This window comes from Bacillota bacterium (assembly GCA_024653485.1).
Lineage (GTDB): Bacteria > Bacillota > SHA-98 > UBA4971 > UBA4971 > UBA6256.
Map to the genome: position 1 here is coordinate 1 of JANLFY010000019.1, position 23,886 is coordinate 23,886.

General features: G+C 61.1%; 18 protein-coding genes, 1 pseudogene and 1 CRISPR repeat array. Of the genes and pseudogenes, 7 read left to right on the forward strand and 12 right to left on the reverse strand.

The genetic code is table 11. From position 1 onward, the window contains the following. Positions 1-891: a CRISPR direct-repeat array (repeat unit 27 nt; unit sequence CTCCCGCGCGGAGGCGTGGGTTGAAAC). A 327-nt stretch (positions 892-1,218) separates the two neighbouring features. Next, positions 1,219-1,359 (reverse strand): hypothetical protein, encoded by a 141-nt coding sequence (locus NUW12_11900; protein MCR4403451.1) that lies wholly within the window; start codon positions 1,357-1,359, stop codon positions 1,219-1,221. A 384-nt stretch (positions 1,360-1,743) separates the two neighbouring features. On the opposite strand from NUW12_11900, the pseudogene pgmB reads away from it, so the two are divergent. The 4 genes and pseudogenes from pgmB (at position 1,744) to NUW12_11920 (ending at position 7,438) form a co-directional block, all read left to right on the forward strand. Next, positions 1,744-2,352: pseudogene (pgmB, locus tag NUW12_11905) on the forward strand (beta-phosphoglucomutase). A gap of 803 nt (positions 2,353-3,155) precedes the next feature. Beyond that, positions 3,156-5,333, forward strand: a complete 2,178-nt coding sequence (locus NUW12_11910; GenBank protein MCR4403452.1) for a diguanylate cyclase — start codon at positions 3,156-3,158, stop codon at positions 5,331-5,333. Positions 5,334-5,489: 156 nt separating this feature from the next. Beyond that, positions 5,490-6,383 (forward strand): polysaccharide deacetylase family protein, encoded by an 894-nt coding sequence (locus NUW12_11915; GenBank protein ID MCR4403453.1) that lies wholly within the window; start codon positions 5,490-5,492, stop codon positions 6,381-6,383. A 302-nt stretch (positions 6,384-6,685) separates the two neighbouring features. After that, positions 6,686-7,438, forward strand: coding sequence for a cell wall-active antibiotics response protein (locus tag NUW12_11920; GenBank protein ID MCR4403454.1), 753 nt, complete (start codon positions 6,686-6,688; stop codon positions 7,436-7,438). Positions 7,439-7,444: 6 nt separating this feature from the next. Here the strand turns inward: NUW12_11920 and NUW12_11925 are convergent, their stop codons facing one another. From NUW12_11925 to NUW12_11940, 4 genes are all read right to left on the reverse strand, one after another. Next, a complete protein-coding gene (locus NUW12_11925; protein MCR4403455.1) occupies positions 7,445-8,098 on the reverse strand; it encodes a class I SAM-dependent methyltransferase in 654 nt (217 codons plus the stop codon). Further along, complete coding sequence (locus NUW12_11930) at positions 8,095-10,050, reverse strand: glycosyltransferase (protein MCR4403456.1); 1,956 nt, start codon at positions 10,048-10,050, stop codon at positions 8,095-8,097. Before NUW12_11930 ends, NUW12_11925 begins: the two co-directional genes overlap by 4 nt. Positions 10,051-10,117: 67 nt before the next feature. Further along, the gene (locus NUW12_11935) at positions 10,118-10,933 is read right to left on the reverse strand and encodes a radical SAM protein (GenBank protein MCR4403457.1); all 816 of its coding nucleotides are present in this window, start codon (positions 10,931-10,933) and stop codon (positions 10,118-10,120) included. 13 nt (positions 10,934-10,946) lie between these two features. After that, positions 10,947-11,768: a hypothetical protein gene (locus NUW12_11940; protein ID MCR4403458.1), complete on the reverse strand. Its 822-nt coding sequence runs from the start codon at positions 11,766-11,768 to the stop codon at positions 10,947-10,949. Between the two features lie 291 nt (positions 11,769-12,059). Between NUW12_11940 and pgsB the strand changes: the two genes are divergently transcribed. The 3 genes from pgsB to pgsW are packed head-to-tail and all read left to right on the forward strand — an operon-like array spanning position 12,060 to position 14,903. Next, entirely contained in the window at positions 12,060-13,349 is a 1,290-nt protein-coding gene (gene pgsB, locus NUW12_11945) for a poly-gamma-glutamate synthase PgsB (GenBank protein MCR4403459.1), read from the forward strand. Further along, positions 13,346-13,786: a poly-gamma-glutamate biosynthesis protein PgsC gene (gene pgsC / locus NUW12_11950; protein MCR4403460.1), complete on the forward strand. Its 441-nt coding sequence runs from the start codon at positions 13,346-13,348 to the stop codon at positions 13,784-13,786. Before pgsB ends, pgsC begins: the two co-directional genes overlap by 4 nt. Positions 13,787-13,796: 10 nt before the next feature. Continuing rightward, complete coding sequence (gene pgsW, locus NUW12_11955; protein MCR4403461.1) at positions 13,797-14,903, forward strand: poly-gamma-glutamate system protein; 1,107 nt, start codon at positions 13,797-13,799, stop codon at positions 14,901-14,903. Between the two features lie 176 nt (positions 14,904-15,079). Here the strand turns inward: pgsW and NUW12_11960 are convergent, their stop codons facing one another. From NUW12_11960 to NUW12_11990, 7 genes are all read right to left on the reverse strand, one after another. Next, a complete protein-coding gene (locus NUW12_11960) occupies positions 15,080-16,675 on the reverse strand; it encodes a C69 family dipeptidase (protein MCR4403462.1) in 1,596 nt (531 codons plus the stop codon). Positions 16,676-16,706: 31 nt separating this feature from the next. Continuing rightward, complete coding sequence (locus NUW12_11965) at positions 16,707-18,404, reverse strand: C69 family dipeptidase (GenBank protein MCR4403463.1); 1,698 nt, start codon at positions 18,402-18,404, stop codon at positions 16,707-16,709. A 192-nt stretch (positions 18,405-18,596) separates the two neighbouring features. Further along, positions 18,597-19,766 carry a succinylglutamate desuccinylase/aspartoacylase family protein gene (locus NUW12_11970; protein MCR4403464.1) on the reverse strand — a complete coding sequence of 390 codons (1,170 nt, stop codon included), beginning with the start codon at positions 19,764-19,766 and terminating at the stop codon, positions 18,597-18,599. A 29-nt stretch (positions 19,767-19,795) separates the two neighbouring features. Beyond that, positions 19,796-19,951 (reverse strand): hypothetical protein, encoded by a 156-nt coding sequence (locus NUW12_11975; protein MCR4403465.1) that lies wholly within the window; start codon positions 19,949-19,951, stop codon positions 19,796-19,798. A gap of 20 nt (positions 19,952-19,971) precedes the next feature. Beyond that, a complete protein-coding gene (locus tag NUW12_11980; protein ID MCR4403466.1) occupies positions 19,972-21,261 on the reverse strand; it encodes a C4-dicarboxylate ABC transporter in 1,290 nt (429 codons plus the stop codon). Between the two features lie 37 nt (positions 21,262-21,298). Next, on the reverse strand, positions 21,299-21,952 hold the full coding sequence (locus tag NUW12_11985) for a DUF6305 family protein (GenBank protein ID MCR4403467.1): 654 nt from the start codon (positions 21,950-21,952) through the stop codon (positions 21,299-21,301). Between the two features lie 251 nt (positions 21,953-22,203). After that, the gene (locus NUW12_11990) at positions 22,204-23,763 is read right to left on the reverse strand and encodes a C69 family dipeptidase (protein MCR4403468.1); all 1,560 of its coding nucleotides are present in this window, start codon (positions 23,761-23,763) and stop codon (positions 22,204-22,206) included. Positions 23,764-23,886: the final 123 nt, after the last annotated feature.

The following is a 23,886-nucleotide window of genomic DNA, read 5'->3' on the forward strand; positions in this document are numbered from 1 at the left end:
CTCCCGCGCGGAGGCGTGGGTTGAAACATCCTCCTCATGGAGGAGAACGCGAAGGAACAGCGTCGCCTCCCGCGCGGAGGCGTGGGTTGAAACTCGTGGACTCCGATTACTGCGGGCTCGACGCTCGTCGCCTCCCGCGCGGAGGCGTGGGTTGAAACCCTAGACCCTCGAAAAGCGCCCGCAGGTGCGCCAAGTCGCCTCCCGCGCGGAGGCGTGGGTTGAAACGCCACGTACGCCCCGCACTCCACCACGACCGCCTGCGTCGCCTCCCGCGCGGAGGCGTGGGTTGAAACAAGTTGGCGACGTCCTTTGCCAGGTTCCGCCCAAGTCGCCTCCCGCGCGGAGGCGTGGGTTGAAACCATAGCCGCTGCAACCGCCTCCCCACAGCTGCGTAGTCGCCTCCCGCGCGGAGGCGTGGGTTGAAACAGCCCCGCATCAGCTCCTGGAGCTCGCGGGGCGCGTCGCCTCCCGCGCGGAGGCGTGGGTTGAAACTCTTGGTCGTACCTTGCGAACGTTGATGCTCTCACGTCGCCTCCCGCGCGGAGGCGTGGGTTGAAACTGTTGTGATGACACGGACAGAGGACTCCGACGTCGTCGCCTCCCGCGCGGAGGCGTGGGTTGAAACATCGCGACGGAGACCATCAAGACCGCCACGAGCGTCGCCTCCCGCGCGGAGGCGTGGGTTGAAACGCTCTATGCTGGTCCAGTATGCCCGGACCAGCGCCTCGTCGCCTCCCGCGCGGAGGCGTGGGTTGAAACGTCGAAACGAAGAGAAGGACAAGATCAGCGTCCGGTCGCCTCCCGCGCGGGGGCGTGGATTGAAACAGATTTGGGCGCAATCGCGGCGATGCCGCAGTCTGTCGCCCCTCGCGCGGGGGCGTGGATTGAATCCAACCATGGGTGCTACTTGGGGAGATCGCACTAGAGTCACCTTCCGCAGTGGGGCCGTGCACCGAAGAGTAGGATCGGCATTGTTGAGGCGAACAGCCAGAGCCTGCCTACTTCATGATTGGACCCGAACGCTGACTCAAAGAGGTAGTTCTTGACCGGCACGTGGTTAGCCACGGAGTGCCCTGAGCCGAGAGCATACCGGCGGGGCATGCAACCTTCGTTGATTCCCCTGACGTACGCTCATAGCTCGTCCTCGCCGAGCCGGCACAGTTTGTCCACGTGGACTCGGCCGAGAGCGGCTACTCGATCCTCGTGCGCGCACATGAACTAGGTCACGGGGATGATCTCTTCTTGGAACGAGTGCAGGTCGTCGATCTTGACGTCGCCAATGAGCACGCCCATGATCCCCTTGAGATTGCCGCAGGAATGCAGCCAACACTTGCCCGTGTTCGTACGCCAGCTCCACAAAGCGCTTGTGCCCGGGAAGCACGCACTTCCCTAAGTGGCGCGGCGATAGGACCGCGGAGGTCAATGTCCTTGAGACGCCGGGCCCCGGCTCGACCGCCGTGTGAATTGCGTTCGTAGGCGTGGCGTCGGCATTCGTCATCGACGTGCAGGAACACTTGTCGCGCGACGCGAATATACAGCCGCGAGCGCTCCAGGCATGGCCGTCGACGGCCCCGTTGCTGTCGGCGTGTCAAGTTCGTACACGTCTTCGCAAGGCAACGGCTAGACCCGTATCCGGCCACTACACATCAAGGAGGGTATCAAAGGAGGGTATCAGTTGTGGCAATGGCGCCATCGTCATGGCCTTCGCTGTCAGGGCCTTCGCCGCCGTCAGTCATTTCACCAATTGAGCCAATTGAGGCCGCGATATTCGATCTCGACGGCGTAATAGTCGACACAGCTAAGTACCATTACATGGCATGGAAGCGTCTCGCGAACGAGCTGGGGTTCGATTTGACGCCCGCAGACAACGAGAGGCTGAAGGGCGTCAGCCGGATGAGGTCATTGGAGATAATCCTCGAACTCGCAGGACTCCGGATCGACGACGAGAGAAAGGCAGAGCTGGCCGATAAGAAGAACCGATGGTACGTCCAGTATATCAGCCAGCTTTCGCCATCAGAGATCCTGCCGGGAGTGCCTGGATTCATTGACGGCCTGAGAGCGATGGGAGTGAAGACCGGTCTTGCGTCGGCGAGCAAGAACGCTCCCCTGATCCTTGAGAGGCTGCAAATCACCGCGCTCTTCGACGCGGTGGTCGATGGCAACACTGCCTCGAAAGCCAAGCCAGACCCGGAGGCGTTCCAGATCGCCATGGAGCGGCTCGGCGTGGACGCTCGCCGATGCGTAGTGTTCGAGGACGCAGCGGCGGGTATAGAGGCGGCCCATAGAGTCGGAATGTACGCGGTGGGAGTGGGCGACCCCGAGATCCTTCGCTACGCAGACTATGTCATCCCGGGGTTCGCGGGCCTGGACCCAGCCGCCGTCCTGCACGCTGTGATGCTAGCCAGGCGCATCGGCGGCTGCAGCGCAAAGCCGACAGCCCGGCGCGATGCCAGCGCCCCGAGCGACGCCGCTGCAGCACGCAATGCTGGCACTGCAAGCGATGCTGACACAGCAATCGACGCCGGCGCAGCAGGCGACACCAACGCGTCGAGCGGTTCTGGCACAGCGAGCGACGCGGCGGCCACAAGGTACACAGGCACCCGACCTACGCGCTCATGAGGGCACGTGTGCGCGCGGGAATGCGGGAACGTGCGTACGGAGGCATATCATGTACACAGACACCAGCACGCTCACGCGCTCACGCGCGCAAGCACGCGAGTCCCAGCTGACGCTCTGACGCTCTGACGGTCGCCTCACTCGTCGAGCGCGGCCGCGGCGCGCGGCGCGCGCCCTCGGCCGGGCCCAGTCCCGCGTTCAAGGTTCTTCGACAGGAGGTGCTTTCGACAGGAGGCGCTATGGGGCATCATAATAGGACACACCTGAGCGCACCATGACAAGATCAGACACAATGCGGCGAGATGGCTCGACGCCGATGCAGATCATCCATTGTGATGCTATACTGGATAGTGTAGGTACAGATGGAAGGCTAGCTAACGCAGTACGCTCCCGTTCTTCCTGTCCGCCCGCGAGATGCGATGCAGCAGCCGATTTGCGGCCGACGGGGGTCGAAAAGCCCACCTGCGCTCGGGCGGTCTTTTCGCCGGGCATGCTCGCGGACCCGAACAGTCGGTGGAGCCCTTGGAGGCAGCAACGCCATGAGGCTGCGCAACAAGGTCTTGAGCATACTTGGTCCCACTATCCTGTGTCTGATAGTGGTGTTGTACGTCACTTCCCGAATCATTCTCCTTGGCGGATTCGCGAGGCTAGAGGAGCGCGAGGTGCGCAGGAACGTCGGACATGCCCTCAGTACCTTGAGCGACCGCCTCTCGTCCCTCGGTAACCTCGTCGAAGATTGGGCCCTTTGGGACGACACTTGCAGATTCATCGAGGACAAGAACCTAGCGTACATCGAGTCCAACCTGGGAGACCTCACCTTTTCCAACCTTGGGCTGAGCGTCATGCTCTACATGGACGCGTCTGGTGAGACTGTCTTTGGGAAGGGATTCGACCTCAGTAGGAACGAGGCGATTCCGGTCCCAGAAGGCTTGCGGGAGCAAGTCGACAGACTCGCGACGCATGGGCGCGCCGGTAAGGGCGTCGCGACGTCACCTTCAGAAAGCGTATCGGGCATACTGCTCCTGCCGGAGGGCCCCATGCTCGTCGCGGCCAGTCCCATCCTGACGAGTGAAGGAAAGGGTCCGGTCCGAGGAACGCTCATCATGGGACGCTACCTCGATTCTGCCGTGGTCCGGCAACTCACGGAGTCGGTCCATTTGCCGGTCTCCATCGAGAGGTTAGGCAGCCCGGAAGCCGGGCCGGACCTGAAGCGGGAGCTTGCATCTGGACTTGATCCAGACTCTGTCCACGTACGGGTATTGGGGACAGACCTTGTCGAAGGCTCCCAGGTGCTCGAGGATCTCACGGGGAACCCGTGTCTCCTCCTCAAAGTCCAAGTGCCCAGGGACATCTACAACCGCGGCCGCGCGAGCGTCCTGTATTTCCTTGCGTGGCTCATGGCTGCCGGCGGAGTGTTCGGCATTGTGACCATCGCATCCCTGGAGAAGATGGTGCTATCAAGGCTTAGTGTTCTGAGCAAGGGCGTGAATGCCATAGGCGCCACCGGAGACCTCTCCGCGAGGGTGCCAGCGACGGGGCATGACGAGATATCCGACCTGTCCCAGGAGATAAACCGGATGCTCGGGGCGCTCCAAACGTATCAGGACCAACTGCGAGCGAGCGAGGAACGCTATCGCCATCTTAGCGTCACAGACTCCCTTACGGGCCTCCGGAACCGCACTCACTTCGAAGAGGAGATGCGCCGTCTGGAGGGACAAAGCCACGCCCCCATCGGGATCATCCTCTGTGACGTGGACGGCCTCAAACTGGTCAACGATACCTTTGGACACGACGCGGGCGACCAACTCCTCCTTGCGGCCTCCCGCGTGTTCAGAGAGGCGCTGCCCGGGGAAGGGACCGTAGCCAGGATCGGCGGCGACGAGTTCGCCATGTTGCTCCCGGACACCGACAGAACCGCAACCGAGAGCGTTTGCCGCAGGTTGCGCGACGCGATCGAGCTTTACAACGCAGCACATGCGGAGCTGCCTCTCAGCGCCTCCATGGGCTTCGCCGCTCGCAATGACGATGACGCCTCCAAGAGCATGGCCAGCCTGTTCAAAGAGGCGGACGACATGATGTACCGCGAGAAGCTGCACCGAAGCCGAACCACTCGCAGCGTCATCGTTCAAACCCTCATGAAGGCGATAGAGGCCAGGGATTTCGTCACGGAAGGTCGCTTGGACAGGCTGGAGAATCTGGTGGCGCGGGTTGCCAAAGCCATCGGCCTGTCGGAAGACAACGTAGCCGATCTGCGCATGCTCGCGAAGTTTCACAACATAGGCAAGGTAGGCGTTCCCGACCGCATCCTGGCGAAGCCGGGTTCGCTTACGCCCGAGGAGACTGAAGAGATGAGACTTCACTGCAAGATCGGCCTTCGCATCGCCCAGTCAGTTTCCGACCTCGTCCCGATATCAGACTGGATTCTCAAGCACCATGAATGGTGGAATGGCCAAGGGTACCCTCTCGGGTTGAGAGGCGAGGAGATCCCCCTCGAGTGCCGGATCCTGTCTATCGTGGACGCCTACGATGCCATGACGAGCGACCGCCCGTACCGACGGGCGCTGACCCATGAGCAGGCCGTGCGTGAACTGGAACGCTGCGCGGGCACCCAGTTCGATCCAAGCCTGGTGGATAGGATTGTACAGATACTGGAGGCGGACGGCTCGAACCCCCCCGGAGCAAGCTCCGATCCCGGCCCCACCCCGCATGATTCCTGAGCTGACCCAGGAATCAGCTGAACTTGCGAACGGTCGTCAATTCAGTCATCTCTCCCTCCTCGCCCGTTCAGGCTTCTGATCACTCATTCGGGCTTCTGATCGGCGATTCAAAATGCTACAATTGAAAAGGTGCTGGGTACCTGGGGGAGGAGCAGCTTGCCGGACCTTACTCAATACATTCGTCTTCTCTCGTTGTTACTGAGCGGCGGCCTTGGCTACGTCTTCTTTCGCCGCCTGAGTCGAAAGGGTTTCCTTTGTTTCTTGCGGCGGGAACCTCGTTCTCGTGCCTCCCGCGCCTTTCTCGCCATCGTCAGTGTACTATGTACCGTGTTCGCATTGGCGGCTATACTGCATTTCTATGTATACTACGGGTTCGACTACCAGCCCGACATATTCCGAGCAGGAAACCGGAACACGAACAAGGTTGCCATCACCTTCGACGATGGCCCAAGCCGCGAATTCACCCCGCTGATCTTGGATATCCTCAAGGAATACGAAGTGCCTGCCGCTTTCTTCCTCGTTGGAGTTCATGTTGAGAAGTATCCGGACGTCGCGGAGAGGATAGTCAGCGAGGGACACGAGATCGGCAACCATACCTACCGGCACATAAACATCCCCACTGCGTCCAACCGACTGCTCTATGAGGAAGTCATTCGGGCAACGAGGGTGATCGCGACGATCGCGGGCCGGTACCCGGACTACATTCGGCCACCACGCGGCATATACGATGCACGGTTTCGGAGGCTCGCCCACGCGCTCGGTCAGAGAATCGTCCTTTGGACCGTGTCCAGCCGTGACTGGCGATACGCCACCACGCACCAGGTGATTGTGAGGAGGGTGGTCGGCGCGGCCAGAGGAGGAGACATAATCCTCTTTCACGACAGTGGCGCTCTCGTTCGGAATGAAGGCGGCGACCGCTCTGCCACTGTAAAGGCGCTGCCTTTGATTATAGAGGGTCTTAGGCAGAAAGGACTGGACATAGTCCCGCTCAGCGTCTTGTTGGCAGAAGAACAAGGCGAGGACTTCCCCCGCGTTGACATGCCTGAATGAGGACGTTGGCCCGATCAGGTCCTCGCGGCGGGGATCATAATCCGCGTCACAATCACGGCAGGGAGCTCCCTCATGCGATCCATGGATCCATGAAAGACCGCAGCTATAGTGACCGCGCCCCCGAGTGTCTCGCGTGCGAAAAAGCTACAACTATCGGAACAATGTGGTATGATGATGGTGCGGCAGAAGCGAGGTGGCGACGGCGACTGGTGGCGGGAGCCTCCTCCGGGCTCAGGCGCGTTCACCCGCGTTCACCCGCATTCACCGAACGAAATGCCGACTAGAGTAAGGGGTTGATGACAGTGAGGCACGTTCGAGTCCACTCCATCCTCCTGGGTCTTCTCGTAATCGCGCTGGGCGCTGTGTGGCTCCTCAGAAACTTGGGTCTTGTCGAAGCGGACATCGGTCAGATCATAGGGACGTACTGGCCCGCCTTGCTCATAGTCTGGGGCTTGGACGCGATCTCCTCGGCATTCTCTCCTTCGCCCGGTCGCGAGGGCCGATCGCAGGGTCTATTGAGCACCTCGGGTGTCTTCGGTCTCCTCCTGCTCCTTCTTGGGATCGTCCTCATCGGTCGCAACCTTGGCCTGTACGATGTGGACCTCTCGATCATCTGGAGAGTCCTGTGGCCGATCATCCTCATCTTGGTCGGATGGAGCCTGATACGCGGAACTTCGGGCGCGGGCGGCACTCATTGGGCGTTCATGAGCGGAATCGACCGCAAAGCACCCGGGTGGGACCTCAAGGACGGCAACTACGTAGCCATCATGGGCGGGATCGAGCTCGACCTCACCAAGGCCCGCATCCCAGAAGGCTCGACCAGACTGAATCTCACTGCGATCATGGGGGGCATAGTTATCAAGGTCCCCACAGACCTTGCTGTGGAGTGTCGGGGAACCGCGCTACTGGGCGGGGTGCATTTCATCGACGAGGAGGGCGGCGGCATAATAGCATCCCGCGCGTACAGTCGGTCCAGCCCTGAAGGCATCTCGAGGAAGATCGTCATCGACGCATGGACGCTCATGGGAGGCGTCGACGTCAAGGATGTCAAGTAGCCTGCGTCACTCGTCCATTGGTTTTTCTCCGACGGCATAAGCGTCCTCACAGTAGAAGAAGTGTCCAAGAATGCGGCCGACCTCGTGCCAGGCGGGAGTCTTCGCTTCTTCAGGGATCCCGCTCACCGTGTCTGTATCCCACCCCGCCTGGACGACGACAAAGCCGCAGTTCGTGAGGAGCAGCTTCAGCGCGTCAACGGGGTACGGGCGGACGTGTGATAGGTCCTTCCAGAAGTTCTCGGTTATCACGAAGAGATTCACCGGGTTTGGAGTGACTATCACTATCCGCCCCCCGGGAACGAGGGCTGCGTGACACAGCGACACGAGCGCCTCGGCATCGTCTGGAGCATAGTGCTCAATGACGTGAGACATGAACACCCCATCATAGCACGCCCTGTGCTTTGGAAGGTGGACAAAGCCGTCATCGTTCACTACCTGAGTAAGCCCCTTCGCGGCGCAGTGTTCGACGGCGCGTGGGTCGATGTCGAGACCGAAACCCTGTTTGCCGTGTTCCTGAAGGATCTCCAGGAACTCCCCTCTTCCGCACCCAAGGTCGAGGATGCGCACGTGGGACGGGGCAAAGAAGTCGACGTACTTCCTCTGTATCGCCTTCACTCGTTGCTCGTCACCTCGAATCGTGCTGAGGTCCACGCGAGTCACCCCTTCGAGTCCTTCCTTGTGTGGTCCAAGTCACCCAGACAGCAGCGCTTCTCGTTGCATGAAATGACGTCTTCGAGAGGTTCGAACCCTGGGTCGAACAAGTTTCCGATGGGTGGATCGCCGTTTCGCATTCTGGTCAGGCAGGCGTAAACCAGCCCCTCTCCGGTGACCACGAGATGCCGGCTGCCTGCGGTGCACGTGCAGGAGGTCGGTCCGTCCTCGAACGCGGATTGCCTATCCTGGGACACGACGCGTCTCATGAGTTCAACTTCGTCAGCTCTCGCGTCTTTGGGAGGGCCCTTGGCGTCGAAATCCCAGGGATCGATGTGTGCTCTCACGCCATGATCGCTGACAACGCGCGTTATGTCGTCGAGCACCCAAAGCACCGTGAGGTCCGCGACCAGGTTGACGACCACCGGAAAGCCACGCTTCTGAAGCAACAGGGCTTTTCCGAGAAGCCTATGCAGATTGACTGGAGTAGCCGGATCATAGCGCAGGGTGACGCATTCACAACGGTGGGTCGCAATTGACTGGACGAACTCTATGACTTCGGATGACGCATCCGTGGTGAGAGCGATCTTCTTCCGAGGATCGAGAAGCTGAAGCGCGCGCACGAGTCCGGGCTCCGCGAGCGGGCTATGGCCGAGCACATCTACGATCCAGTCACCGCGAAGGCGCGACCACGCGTCGGCCCATTCCTCCGCGGAGAAGGGCGCCTTTCCGGCGCGCTCCTCAGGCAACCACAAGGCATGACACCAGCCACCTTCGCAGCTCCCGCACCTGCCATGGGTCCTGCACCCATCCTCGTCGAACAGCCGCGTTTCGATCTCCTCCATGAACCTGGTCGCAAAACGTTCGATCGTGTATTCCTTTTCGATTCTGCGCCTTCCGGCCTCCCCGAAGTCCCTCGCGTCAGCCTCGTTTCCGAGGAGTCTGCCAAGCTGTTCCGCAATCTCCTCCGGTACGCAAGGATCGACGAGATAGCCCGTCATACCGTGTATCACGGTCTCAGCTACTCCGCCGTGATTTGATCCCACCACCGGCACCCCATGGGCCATCGCCTCGAGTGGAACCAGGCCGAGTGGTTCATCTATCGGGACGTACAAGACGATTCTCGCACCGTCGTAGAAGGAGCCAAGCTCGTCGTCAGTGAGGTAGCCCAGGAACTCAACGTTGTCCAATCGCAATTCCGAGACCAGTTGGCGCAATGCTCCCTCCATGTGCCCGGTGCCGACTACCTGAAGTGGGGTATCAGAGGGAGCCAAATTCCGATCCGCAAGCACTCTCATCGCCCGAATGGCGGCCCCGAGGTTCTTCTCTGGCGTTAGGCGGGACACCACTCTTATCGCGCTTCTTGCGCTTTCGGCGTTCATGGGCGGCCGTTTCTTCCTGGGGAGCGGCACCCCGGGCGGACACGCGACAGCCTCTCGGCCGTAGACCAGCGACACGTTCCTGGCCGTGAACGCGCTGTTGGCGAGGATGAGATCCATGCCGGCGACGGCCTTCCTTTCCATCTCCTCAACCCGAGGATCCGGAGCGACCGTCGGGTACCTCCCGATGCCGTGCACGTCAGTTACCGCCCAGTGGATGTGCCTTGGGGGTTCCTCGCAGTACCACACCACCGGCGGGCACTTCTCTCCCAACCGGGACTTGGCCGCAGCTGCCCAGATGTATGACGGGTAGTTGTGCGGGTTCACGAGGTCATAGTCTTCCAACTCGGGGGCAAGGAGGTCCCCCACGCTTTGCCATACATCGACGTCGTAGATACCGTCGATCTCCATGTCCACGATATCAAACTCCTCGGGAGGGCTTCCCCAGAGGTCCCGCGAGTATCCTGCAGTGTATACGGACACTTGATGACCTCTTCTCGCGAGCTCCCGCGCGAGCCAGATCACTACGTTCTCGGCTCCGCCCTTCTGGTTCAGAGTCGGGTGCAAGATGCATATTCTCATCGTCGCAGACCTCCCCACGTAGAGGCCTTCTCAGGGTCCTACATGACTACTTCAAGTCGTGACTACTTCAAGCCGGGTGGCGGACCGTGTGATCCAAGTCGCAGTTCAGGCAGACCTTGGTCTCGCAGAAGATAGGCCGGTCAAGCAGGGCGAACTTCTCGTCGAAGATGTTGCCCAAGAAGTTTTCCAGCTCCCGCCCCTTGGAGAGACACGTGTACGCTTCGCCGTTTGGTATGACCACGAAGTACCCGCTGCCTGCGGTGCACATGTACCGGCCGGAAGCCTTCTCGTAGACACTCGTTCGGTCAGGGGCGACGTGTGCTGAGAGAAACACGTTTTCCGCCTCCGCGTACGTATAGAAGGGCTGGGGCCCTTGCCAGAACGGATCCACGTGGAACGGGATGCCTCGCTCCTGAAACGCCGCAGCGAGAGTGGGTATGAGCCACATCTGGCCGGGATGGGCCACGTAGTTCACTGACACCTTGAACCCTCTGTGCCTCAAGAGCAGAGCGTTGTTGAGAAACCGCTCGAAATTCCTTCCGGCAGAGGGATGATAGGACATCGTCACGAGGACGCACTTGGATGGCTGGACGCGGTCAGAGAGCATCCGCGCGTCGAGGGTACCGTTCGTCGTGATGGCGCAACGTTTGTCTGACTCGAGCCTCTCAATCACCTCGATCAGGGAAGAGAACAGCCCGGGCTCCCCGCCGGTGATATCGATCACTAGATCGCCCGGAATCCTGTTCCATGCGCGCGCCCACTGCTCGGCGCTCGCCTCGGCCGCGGAGGGCCGGTCCAGCATCATCCTAGGGGGCGCCACCCCAAAGCAATAGGGGCACGCAAAGTTACATTTCCACGTGACGTACCACACAGCGTGTCTCATGAGAATTCACCGCCTACGCCTCGGCCACCCTCGAGGTGTGATCGTAGTCACAGGTAGCGCAGGCCACGACCTCGCAGGCGACCCGTGACGTCGCGAGTCCGAAGTTGGGATCGAAGATGTTGCCGAAGCTGGGCATGCCATACAACCTTCTTGTAAGGCACTCGTACGCCTCACCGTCAGGCATCACTACGAAGTGCCTGTCGCCCGCGTCGCACAAGAAGCGGCCGGCGCGCCGCTCCAAGATGTACCGGCGATCGTCAGGGACGTACCGCCGCAGGAATTCCAGCTCCGCTTCGTTGTACGTGAAAGCGGGATTGCGGGGGTTCTGTCCGTATGGGTCTGCGTGAACGGGAACGCCGAAGTAACCAAAGATCTTCTCCAGCTTCGGGAAAAGCCACATCTGCTCAGGATACATGACGAAGTTCACGACGACTGGGTAACCCCTGTTCTTGAGACATAGGGCCTTGCCGACGAAATCATGCATGTTGTTCTGGTTTGATGGGTGATAGGATAGGGTGATGCTCACGCAGCGTTCCGGCGGCACAACTTGGATGAACTTGGCGATATCGCCGGATGCGTTCGTGCTTATGGCTATCTTCTTGTCGGAGTCAAGGAGGGCGAAGAACTCGAACAGGCCTCTGTAGAGAAAGGGTTCTCCCCCGCTTATGTCTATGAGTAGTTCCCCGGGGATCCTATTCCATGCAGCCGCACACTCTTGCGGCGACGGGAACTCCACGCCCTTGTAGAGGTCTTTGTACAAACGCTCCCAGCAGTATGGGCAGTCGAAATTGCACCTCACGGTCAGAAACCAGCTCGCGTGACGCATTTTCCCCATTGGACATCGAACCACCCATTGCGATCATTCCTCCGGCGCACCTGCCTCGTGAGATCCGATTCGTCCCAGCCAGCGTCCGCCCTGGCAGGGTCGCGCCGCCTAGACCAAGACTATGCATGACCCGGCGGACTGGTGCACGTGGGTTTTCCGAAAGCCAATCGACGCGCGTCTCCCGCGACATCTCGTCGGAATCGGACGCGCACATCCGCCCCAAGTCCGCCCGCAGCCCCCCGGAAGGAGATCGAGAGCGCCATCGCGAAAGTCCCTGTCAAGGAGGGACACGGAGCTGCAATGGCGTTTTTCGGGTTGTTGTGCGCGGGCATCGCGCTCGCGGGCATCTTCGAGAACCTCGTCCACGCAAGGAGGTTGCGCGCCATACCCGTGAGGATTCACGTCAACGGGACCCGCGGAAAGTCCACCACAACGCGCCTGATAGCGGCGGGACTTCGCGCGGGGGGCCGGAGGGTGATAGCCAAGACGACGGGCACGGCAGCCAGCATCATCTGGGAGGACGGGTCCGAGGAGCCGCTGCGGAGAGAGAGGCGATTGGGCGGGCACGCGCAAGGGCAAGGGCCAGCGTCAACAGCGTGCGCTCAGGGATCAGGGCGAGAAGGGCGCGGACGTGGCCGAGGGCGGGCAAGCATTGCCGAGCAGATGAGGGTCGCCGCCCTCGCGGCGAGACGAGGTGTCGATGCGCTGGTGCTCGAGTGCATGGCGCTCGACCCCGAGAACCAGTGGGTGTCGGAACACAAGATGATCCGCTCGACGATAGGGGTCATCACGAACGTCCGCGACGACCACCTTGACGTGATGGGACCGCGACTGAGAGACGCAGCTCGCGCTCTCTCGCTTACCATACCCCGCAGGGGGGTCCTCGTGACGGCGGAGCGAGCCTTTGCCGGCGTCCTCGAGGAGCGGGCGCGGGCGGTGGGGGCTTCGGTGCACGTTGTAGACGGGTCGGCCGTCCCGGACGAGGTGAACGAGGCCTTTCCGTACGTGAGTTTCAAGGAAAACGTCGCGTGCGCCCTGAAAGCATGCGAACTCGCCGGGGTCCCGCGCGACGTGGCCATCTCCGGTATGCTTGCGGCCCGCGGCGACCCAGGGGTGATGCGCATACTCTCAATCAAGCGAGCCCGTGCCTCATACATCCTGGTCAACGCGTTTGCCGCCAACGACTCTACGTCAACTTCTCTCATATGGAGCCTCGTTCGCGAGTCTCTCGTGGAGAAGGGAGCGTTGCGAGACTCGCCTAGCGGAGTTCCCATCGCGGTCGTCATGAACAACCGAGCCGACCGCGTCCCGAGGATTCGAGAGCTTGCCCTCCTGGTGGCAAGGGAGATCAGACCTCTGAAGGTGTTCCTCGTGGGCGAAGCCGCGAGATTCGCCAAGGCTCAATTGGCCAGGAATGGAGTCGCGCTAGACTGCGTAACCGATCTTACGGCTTTGCGCGAGCCCGAGGCGGTGCTGGACGCGATCGGCGCCTCGCTCCCGGGAGGCGCGGTGCTTTTCGCGATAGGCAACACCAAGGGCATGGGGCAAAGACTCGCGGAGTTCTTCCAACGGAACGGTGAGGTGCTGTGACCCTTTCACTCTCGATCGGGATCGGGCTTGTAGCCAGCTTCTTCTTTACCGAGGTCACAGGGCTTTATGGTGGAGGATTGGTCGTGCCTGGTTACATAGCCCTCTACCTGGACCAGCCTGCACGTGTCGCGGCCACACTCGCCCTTGCCCTCACCACGTACGCGGTCGTGTGGGCCGCTTCACACTTCATCATCATGTACGGGCGGCGGAGGTTCATGGCCATGGTGCTCGTGGCATTCTGGCTCGGCTGGCTTTTCGGGAAGCTGGGCATCGGGATGTATAGGGCCGGGGACGTCGGGCAGGAGTTCCGTGCCATAGGGTACATCATCCCGGGCCTCATCGCGAACGACGTGGCCAGGCAGGGAGTTGTTCGGACGTTCGCCGCGGTAGTATTCCTCTCCGCAGTAGTCCGACTTGCGCTGGTCCTCGTGAGGTGACCATGACACGATGTCTGGGTGGGGAATGAGATCGGGCCGAGTGCCACCGGCGTTCGTTCTGCTTGCGGCCGTGGTGGCTCTAGGAGGGTTCTGGGTGGCTCGAGTGTCCGCCCCGGATGAGGTTTCCCTGCTTCCCTACAACGACGCGCAGATCGAGGCGGCCGAGCTCATGAGACGGTGCACCGAGGTCATAAGGGACCACCGACTCCGTTTGGGGCTCCCAATCGATCGTGAACTAGACCCTAACGAAACCGGGCTCATCGGGGATGAGTTCACTGACATCACAACCTCCGTTGGCAATCTCGAGGCCAAGCGGACGGCGACCAACCCGGCGTTCGCCGCCTTGATGGTTCGCTACTTCGAGGAGGCCGGCCTTCGACCCGGGGACGTGATCGCGGTCGGTGCAAGCGGTTCGTTCCCTGCCCTGATCATCGCAACGCTCTCGGCCGCGCGTGCCCTAGATCTGGAGCCCATCACCATATACTCAATCGGCGCGTCCATGTATGGCGCGACTCTTCCGGACTTCACGTTCGTGGACATGCTGGCGCTCTTGAATCAGGAGAGAGTGTTGCCCTACGCGCTGGCTGCCGTGTCTTTGGGGGGCGACAGGGACGCCGGCGAAGGCACCCTGTTCGTCGATGGAAAGCGTGTCATGGAAGAAATCGCGCGACGTGCGGGCGTCCAGGTGATCCGAGAAGATACCGTAGAGGGAAGCATCCGTCGAAGGCTCGAGGTCTATGGAGCGCTCGCCGCGGGACGGCCCATAAGGTGCTTTGTGAACCTCGGAGGAGCGACACCAAACTACGGGAATACCTTGTCTTCTCTCGAATTCCCCAACGGACTCGTCATGCGGCCGCCCATCATGTCCGCAGCCCCGGACCGCGGCCTCATCTTCGAATTCTCGGCCGCCGGCGTCCCGGTGATCAACTTGCTTGACGTGCGCGGACTCGCGCTCAGACACGGGCTTCCCGTCGACCCGGTGCCGCTGCCTCCCATCGGCGAAGGCCGTGTGTACGAGACTGCCGGATACTCCCCGGCCGCTGCCGCTGTAGCCTTGATCCTGGGGTGCGCCGTGCTTTGCATGGGGGCTGTCGTGGGCGCGTCTCGGGGACGGTAGACTCCTAGATCTAGTTCCCGCGCGTGCAACCGGGTTCCTTAGCGCGCATCGGGGTTCCTCGGTGTGGAGCTGGGCTTCCCCGTCCACGGGACCGCGCCTTGCCCGTACAACACGAGAGGGACGGGCGCCAGGCCCGCCCCTCACTGGCGTGCTCTGAGTTCGCTCGCGCCTGCCGCCTACTTGCCTGCTGGAGGCACGATCTTTCCGAAGCCAACCGCTTTGAGCCATTCCTCCGGGTAGCCAACGGTCTTTAAGTTCACGTACCCGTCCTGGTACTTCACTATGAGTTGGTCGGCGAGCTCCCAGTAAGCGCGGACCACCCTGTCAGCCAGGTCGTTGGAGTAATTGGTCAGGTACTTGACGGCCAACGCTGGGTCGGTCTTGTAGAGCTCGAGGGCGGCTTTCTCCACCGCTGGCTGAAGGGCGAACGCCTCAGCCTCGAAGGCACCGGCGACTTTCTTGATGTCCTCCATCATGTAGCTATACTTGAGATCCGCGAAGTTCGACACGAAGTTGAATGCCCACCACGCGGATTGCCTGTCGAACACGTCACGCCGCCCGATCTGGAACGAAAGCGGGACAGACGTGGCGCCGCAGTAGAACGGGACGTAGCACGTTGAATGCGGCGCGTCCTCGCCGAACCAGGTTACGCCGCCTATCGGGTTGGGGAGCCAGTTCCTGGACTGCGTCACGATGCTGTACGAGCAGCGGAACATGGATATCGCGCGCTCCCACTCGCCCAACGTGGCCGGAGTGGCGTACCTGTTGGGGTTGCCGAACGGCCCCGCCGCGAGGCCCTTGGTGAGGTCGAACTCGGTGCCCTCGTAGTGGTCGCGCTTGATGGCCATGAGGTCCGCGACAGACACCTTCTTGTCAGGCTTGATTGTGAACGGGTAGGTCTTCGCCCACGGATCTAGGTTCAGCGACGGCGCGAGGAGGCTCAACACTCGCCACTCACGGCGGCTGTTGTAGTAGGAGTCTTTAGGACCATAGGCCTCGCAGAACACGAAGGGACCCTTCGAGGGATCCCACCATCCCATCTCCTTCGCAAAGTCGAACACGTTCTTTGAGTACATATAGTTGTCCGGATCGTCAGTCTTTATCTCGCGGATGCGGCTGCGGTTCGCGCTCACGCCGATCTCGTCGTCGGGGATCCTCACCGCCGCCCAGATGGCCCCCTTCTGCAGAGGGCCAGCCCCGAATATCTCGAAGAACCAGGCTTCGTTCGGGTCGCACACCGTGAGGCACTCGCCCGCATCACCGTATCCGTATTCCTCGGCAAGCGACCCCATGATCTGTATGGCCTCTCTGGCAGTCCTCGCCCGCTCGAGGGCTACCCTCTGCAGCTCCCAGATGAGGAACCAGCCATCGGGATTCTGGAGCTCCCGCCGGCCCCCGATGGTCGTCTCGCCCATCATCACCTGGTTCTCGTTCATGAACGGGTAAGCGATGTCAAAGTACGTGTACGTCTTGGCAACCTGGGGAATCTCCCCGACCTTCTCCGCCTGGGGCATGTCCGCGCCCTGGCCGCCGCCCTTCATGACGGGGCGCATGGACCCGGGTTCATGCGTCTTCCCGGGAACCACGGTTATACGGAACTCGTACCTCCCATCGCACGTGTGAGTGGTCATCACCGATCCGTCGACCGACGCGTTCTTCCCGACCACGATGGACGTGCATGCCAGAGCGGACGCCGCGAAGGCAGACACGGCCACGACCACGCCAAGGACTATGGCCGCTAGACGGATTCTCATCAGCTTCGCTCTCATCATGTCGTCGCCTCCCTGCTTCTAGGGTCTAGTGTCACTTCTTCGACGGTATGGTGCTGAGCCCGAAACCAACTTCCTTGAGCCACCACTCCGGATATCCGACACTCTGCATCTTAAAGGTGTCATCGCCATACACGTACCCGTCTGCATACCTCCCCACGAGTTGGCTTGCGAGTTTCCAATAGGCGTCTACCACCCGGTTCGCGCAACTGTTCGTGTAGTTGGTGATGAAAGCACGCGCAAGTCCGGCATCCTGCCTGAACAGGTCGATCGCGGTCTTCTCTATCACCGGCTGCATCGCGAAGAACTCGGCTTCGAGAGGATCGCGCACCGCCTTTATGTCCTCAATCATGTAGGAGTACTTGAGGTCGGCCCAGTTCGAGACGAAGTTGAACGCCCACCATGCTGACTCCCTGCTGAACACGTCGTACGAGCCGCCCCTCATGCCTACGTCGAACGACTTCGGGAGCTTCGTCGCGCCGCAGTATATCGGGATGTAGCACGTGGAATGTGGCGCGTCGTACCCAAACCACGTCATACCCCCTATCCAGTCGGGCATGTTCTTCCTGGCCACCACTATAGTCGAGTACACCGCGCGGAACATGGAAATGGCCCGCTCCCACCCGGAGCTTCCGGGCGGGTTGACCTTGCTCGGCGTTGGATAGCGGTTCGGCGTCCCAAACGGCCCGGCCGCCATCCCGACCGTGAGGTCGTACTCCGTCCCCTCGTAGTGATCCCTGTTTATCTTCATGATGTCCTGCGGTGTCACGGGCTTGTCGGGTTTCACCGAGAACGGATACCTCTCCGCGTTCGGATCGAGGTTGAGCGACGGGGCCAGCATGCTCAAGACCCTCCACTCACGTCGAGCGTTATACGCGGAGTAATCCTTGTACCCGTACGTCTCGTACACCTTGAACTCCTTGCCGCTCTTGGGATCCCACCAGCCCATCTCCTCAGCCAGGGAGAAGATGTTCGGAGACGCCATGAAGTGGTCCGGGTCACTCAAGTCGATTGCCCCGATCCTGCTTCGGTTGGCGCTCACCCCGACGTGCCCGTCGGGTATGCGCGCCGCGGCCCACACGGCGCCCGGCTTTCCGCAGCCCGGCGTCCAGAAAGGCCCGGGTCCGAATATCTCGAACATCCATGCCTCGTTGGGATCTATGACCGTGAGACACTCGCCCCCGATCGCGTACCCGTACGTCTCCGCGAGCTCTCCCATGATCTTGATTGCCTCGCGCGCGCTAGACGCACGCTCGAGCGCGATCCTTTGCAGCTCGACGAGGTCAAACCACCCGCTCGGGTTGGTGAGCTCCCGCCGCCCTCCGATGGTAGTCTCGCCTATTCCCACCTGTTTTTCGTTCTGGAAGGAGTACGACGAGTTGATGTAGGCGAACGTGTGAGGTACCTGCGGGATCTGCCCCGGTGACTTGATCGGGTTTGCCAGCTGCCCGTACGGACCGAAATCCGTGTTGCGCAGAACCGGACGCATCGCTCCGGCGGGCCAGTCGGCGGCGGGCACAACCTTGACGTGGAAGGTGTCCGTCCCCGAGTCATCGGTGTGCGTAGTCATGCAGGATCCATCGGCCGAAGCCCCCGGCGTGACCGGGATCGACGTGCAGGCAAGGGCCGTCCACGAGACCGTCGCCACCACCATGATTGCGGCTATGAAGATGGCGGCCAAAGGCAAAATCTGCAGACGAGCGTAAGCCCTTCTCCCTCCGAGCAACGACATGTTTCTCCCTCCCGTGTCCTTCATTGTGCTGAGTGGGTTCGATTCGCACAAGTACGGGGCGCGTCGTGCCGCGCCATCCTCGTCATCTCAGCATATCAGCTTAGTCCCATCGGCTCACTTGTGCACCTCAGTCACACGCCTCAACCATGAGCTTCAGGCGTGTATCTCAGTGGGGTGCCTCAGGCGTGCGCCTCAGTCGTACGCCACTCGTTCCGAGGGCACCGCCTCAGGGTCGGCCAGGTACTTCCCGACCCCGCTCGCCACGAGCTCTGAGTAAAGAGGCAAACCTTCGAGCAGAATCGGTCTTTCGGTATAGAAACTCGTGTACATCTCGGCTATCTTCGCTATGGTGGAATTGTGCCGACCTACCCTCACCTCGATCGGCCACCCGGACTCGTCGATCTTCTCGTACAAGAGCCCGCGCCTGCCCGCGGCCATCACGAACTCGTCCTTGCCCTCTAGGAGCAACCTCTCATCTGTTACGCCGCGGACCCTGTCGAGGAACGGCTCGGGCGTTTCGGGCTCGAACACCAGAGCGTCGGTGTAGTCACCCAACTCCCTGTGCGACAAGCCGTGCAGCTTCTCCGGAGAGTATTCCACCCCGATCTTGAACTCCATGGACGAGAGCATCATCGATACCATGGCGGCAACGTCCGCCGCCCTCTGGTGGGCCACAATGGTGCTTATCACCGAGTACTCGAGTTCGGCCTCATGAAGGTCGATCACCACGTCGACCTTCTCCTTCTTGATGAGCTCCGTCAGGGCAAAGGTCGTCCGCTCCACGATGAGGCCCGACTCGCGCCCGGGCCACGCACGGTTGAGGTTCCGGACGTCCATGTATGCAAGCATCTGTCTGCTGGGGTAGTGGACGTACACCTCCGGATCGGGCCACGAGTCCAGTGGGTTGGCCCATCTGTCACCCATCCTGAACCGGCGCTCACCCCACTCCGTCTCGATGGTGAAGAACTGGGGATAAGCGTCTCCCGGCCTCGTCACCGTGGACGCGCTCCGGTTTGCCCTGGGAACTACGAGTATCCTTCCCGCCGTCGGGCGGGCTTGCTCAACTATCAAGATTGCTGAGAGAACCGCCCCAGGCTCCTCGGGATGACTGCTCCCGAGGACGAGCATGGTCCCGCCCGGCACTCCGCTGTCCAGGACGTATACGTTGCAGTCGTTCACGGTGCCCCGCACCGCGGGCGAATAGTCGCCCAGCTTCTTGACCTCCGTCACCCCGGGCCCGAGCACGACGGGCTCGCGGAAATGTCTGTGTTCATAGAGCTGCAGCGCTCCGGGGACTACAACGGCCAGCCAGACTACCACGATCGCGAGCCTTGCCCGGGTCAGCCATGTCTTGTTTGACATCTTGTCTTTGCCGCCTCCCCTTCAGGCCGTCACTTGATCCGGAGCACGCGCAGCATGAATGGCGTCAGCACCACGAGGTAAAGGACCATCTTCTGGACATCCTTCGTCTTGAGGAAGTTGCATGCCAGCAATGCTGCGATCGCGGCTGTCATCACGTAGTAAGCTACGGTCACGGCGATCTCCATTGCACGTTCCCCCTTCCCTATCATCCGCCCACGAGAAAGCCAAGGCTCTTGCTAAACACCAGGTACACGGTGCCTAGCGCCAAGATGAAGGCGGCCGGCACGAGGCAGGTGCGCAGGAACCCCTTGTAGTACAGGCCATCGTACCCGACCGTCATCACGGCGGCCCTTCCGACGGGCGCGGTGGGAGGCAGAGCGTCCCCCAGCGGCCACATGGCTGCCATCCCGGCCAGAGCGATGATGGGGTCGTAGCCCTTCATGTTGAACAGGAACACCAGTGGAACCCCGAGGAGCGGAGCAACGGCATATTGGAACACGCCCTCGGATATCGGGAGCACCAGGAAGAGCACGGCAAAGAGCACGGATACCGGGAGGGTCACTACCGAGAGAGAGATGAGCCCCCTCACGCCCGAAAGCGCCATGATCTGGACGAGCACGCCGACCACCGTGATGGTGCCGACCAGAGGCAGCAACGAGTCCACCGTCTGCAGCGCGATGGAGACTACCGGGATCCGCACCGGCGTGACCAGCAGCACTGTCACGCTCGCAACAACAAACGCCAGAGGAAGCCCTACCACCGGCATGTGGAACGGCCAGATCCGTCCCGCAAGGATGATCGCGAGGAACACCACGAACGGGAGGGCCACTCTATACCAGCTCATCCCCTTGGGAGGCGCTGGGATCTCCTCTAGAACCCTCGCCACGTCCACGGACGTGCCCTTCCATCCGAGATAGAACATGGAGAAAAGCGCTCCCGCAACTGAGATGACGCCGAGCGGCACCGTGAACCCAACGTATGGCATGTTCGACCCAGCCGCCGCCATCATCGCCCACAGGTTGATGGGCGGCGCAGCCGCGCTCATCGCCGCGCACAGGAACACGATAGCCGCAACTCGTTCCCTCGATATGCCCATGTATACGAGGACCGTCCCAACCAACGCACCGACCACGAGGACCGTGACCGTTCCCGCTCCTGTCAGCGCCCCGGGTATCAGGAGGATGAGCGTGAGGAGCAGCAACAGCATGAACCTGCTCTTATGGAACCTCGAGATGATCGCCCGCACCATGTAAGAGACTCCGCCGGCCTCCTTGAGCAGGTTCATGAAGAAGGTTGCGGTTATGAAGATCAGAATCACGTCGAAGTAAGTGAAAGCCCCTTCCACAAGGTGACGGACAGGCACTCCAGCGCCGTGCGCGACCGCTCCAGCGAACGCGGCAAGCAGCATGGATAGTTCGTTGGACACGCGGAACACGCGCCCCAGAGCAAAGGCTGCGACCATCACCACGAGCACAAACGCCGCGTGGGCAAACACTGCTCCATTCACCTCGCTCTACTTGAGTCCAGCCGCATCACGTGAGCGGAAGCGAGAAGAGGACCTTGAACACGTACCCGAAGTCAATAGCCTCCTTCGTGCGGATGATTGGAATGCTCTTCTGCTTGGCGACGTTCGTGAAGTACCCGTCATGATCTACCTCTTTCCTCACGATGAGGAGGTCCGACTGGGGACTCACGGCTCGGTTGGACTTCTCGTCGTACTCGTCCGTCCTCCTGGACGATCCCTCGATCTGGGCCCCGATCACGAATATCCCCAGTTTGCGAGCGGTCGCGATGAGAGCGTTGATCCTCGCCACCTCTTCGTCGACCTCCACGCCTGCCGCGCCCATTCCCTTGAGGCTCGTGCCCATCGTGATGATGAGAGTCTTGTAAGCCTTGTCCTTGCTCTTGCTCGCGGACTCGAGATCGCCCGCCTTGAGCATGTCGTTTTGGTCACACGCAAGGCCGATCTGCTTGCACAGCATCCTGACCATCATGGCGCCCGGGCTCTGCCCACATGTAGTCACGACGACCGGCCCCTGCAACTTCGGCAGTTTGTCAGGCATCTCCAAGCCCTCCGGCTTTGCCTGCGCTCCCAAACACACTCCGGATGTTAGACCGGCCCCCAGTGTCACGGCGATGACCCAGGCTAGAACGGTCCTGGCGCTTCCGCGCGAGACAGTAAACATGTGTACCCACCCCCAGAATCGATATCCGATATTCGTAGCTGTATGTCGCGAACCGCGCCCACGCCTCCACCGGCTGACACCTCTTCCGTGCCCGGCAGCATAGCGTGGCGGGAATCGACCTCGCGCTCACCCGGTGCCCACCCGGCGCACGCAGTGGCCCGAGCGGTGCCCAAAGCCAGGGGCATGGGCATTGGGAAACCCCTGCCCCTGGCTCGCACACTTGCCACACTTGCGATCGAGTCCTCAGGTTCTCAGAACGTCTTCTCGTCGTACTTGGTGATCAGGGTCTCCGCGAGTCTCCAGAAGAGGTCGACTGCCTTTGCACAGCGGTCCGCCGTGTATTCGGTGAGGAACTTGACTGCCTCGGCCGGATCCTTCGCGTATAGCTCCACGGCCTGCTTCTCGATATCCGCCTGCTTTGCGAATTGCTCCGCCTCGAACGGGTCTCTTACAGCCCTGAGATCCACGATCATCTCCTGGTATCTTCGGTTCACGAGGTTGTCTACGAAGTTGAAGGCCCACCAAGCAGATTCCTTGTAGTTATCGAGACTGAACTTGGTTCTGTCGTTGACCGCGTAGTTGGCCGGCAAGCTGCTCACGCCGGCGTAGATCGGCACGTACACGCTGGTGTCGGGGTTGTTCAGCCCGAACCAGCACAGCCCGCCCACGCCGTTGGGCAGCCATCCCCTCGCCTGAAGGATCGTGTGGTACGAGCACCGGGGGATGGCGATGTTCCTCTCGTTGGGCAGGTCCAAGAGAGCGATCATGTCCGTTCCGGCGTGCGGCGTCGCGAACGGGCTCTTCACCCAGTTGCCCTTGGAATCCCGGACGAACCAGTCGGGGTCGTTGGCCTTGTCGAATTCGGTGCCTTCCATAGTGTCACGGTAAATCTTCATCATGTCTTGTATGGTGATCTTCCGCTCAGCCTTCACCGTGAACGGGAAGCGCGAACCGTTTGGATCGAGCTTGAGGGACGGAGCAGCCCAGGACAGCACACGCCACTCGCGCCTTCTGGATCCAAGCGAGTCTTTGGGGTTGTATGCTTCGTAGAAAAGGAACTCCTGGCCGCTCTTGGGATCCCACCAACCGTTCTCCTCGGCGACTGCAAAAACGTTCTTGGAGAACATGTAGTTGTCCGGATCGTTCGGGTCTATCTTGCCGATCCGGGACCGGTTGGCCGAAACGCCCACGTGTCCCTCGGGGATGCGCACCGCCGCCCATATCGCGCCCTTCTTGAAGGCGCCGGGGGGCATGATCTCGAAGTGCCAGACCTCATTCGGGTCTCCGACGGTCAGGCACTCGCCTGCGTCTACGTACCCGTATTGTTCTGCCGCAGCACCCATGAGCTGGATGGCTTCCCGGGCCGTCTTTGCGCCTTGGAGGCCGATTATCTGAAGGGTCTCGATGTACATTATCCCTTCAGTGGACTGGAGCTCCGGCCTGTTCCCGATCGTGGTTTCGCCCATTATGACCTGGTGTTCGTTCATGTACGGATAGGCCGCATAGAACCAGGTATAGGTCGTCTCGGGATACGGGAACTCACCGATCTTCGTGGGCGGGGTTCTGTCGGAATGCAGGAGGCCTTTGTAGACAGGCATCATTTCGCCGGGTTTGTGCTTTGCACCTGGTACGACCCACGTGCGTGCGTCGTACCACCCGTCGCACGTGTGAGCGGTCATGACGGATCCATCGGCTGATGCTTCCTTGCTGACCGGAATGGAGGTACACGCATACGAAGGAAACGCGAAAGCAAACACGAGGAGCGGGACCACAATCATCAGTGGGCAGACCAACCTCGCACGCGATCTCACGAACGATCCACCTCCGTGCTACGTGCTAATTGTCGTGCTTCGTCTATCCCGGATTCGCAGCAACTCTCCTCGTCCTACCACGCTCGTGCCTCGCGACGCTCATGGCGTCCATCCGGTTTTGCC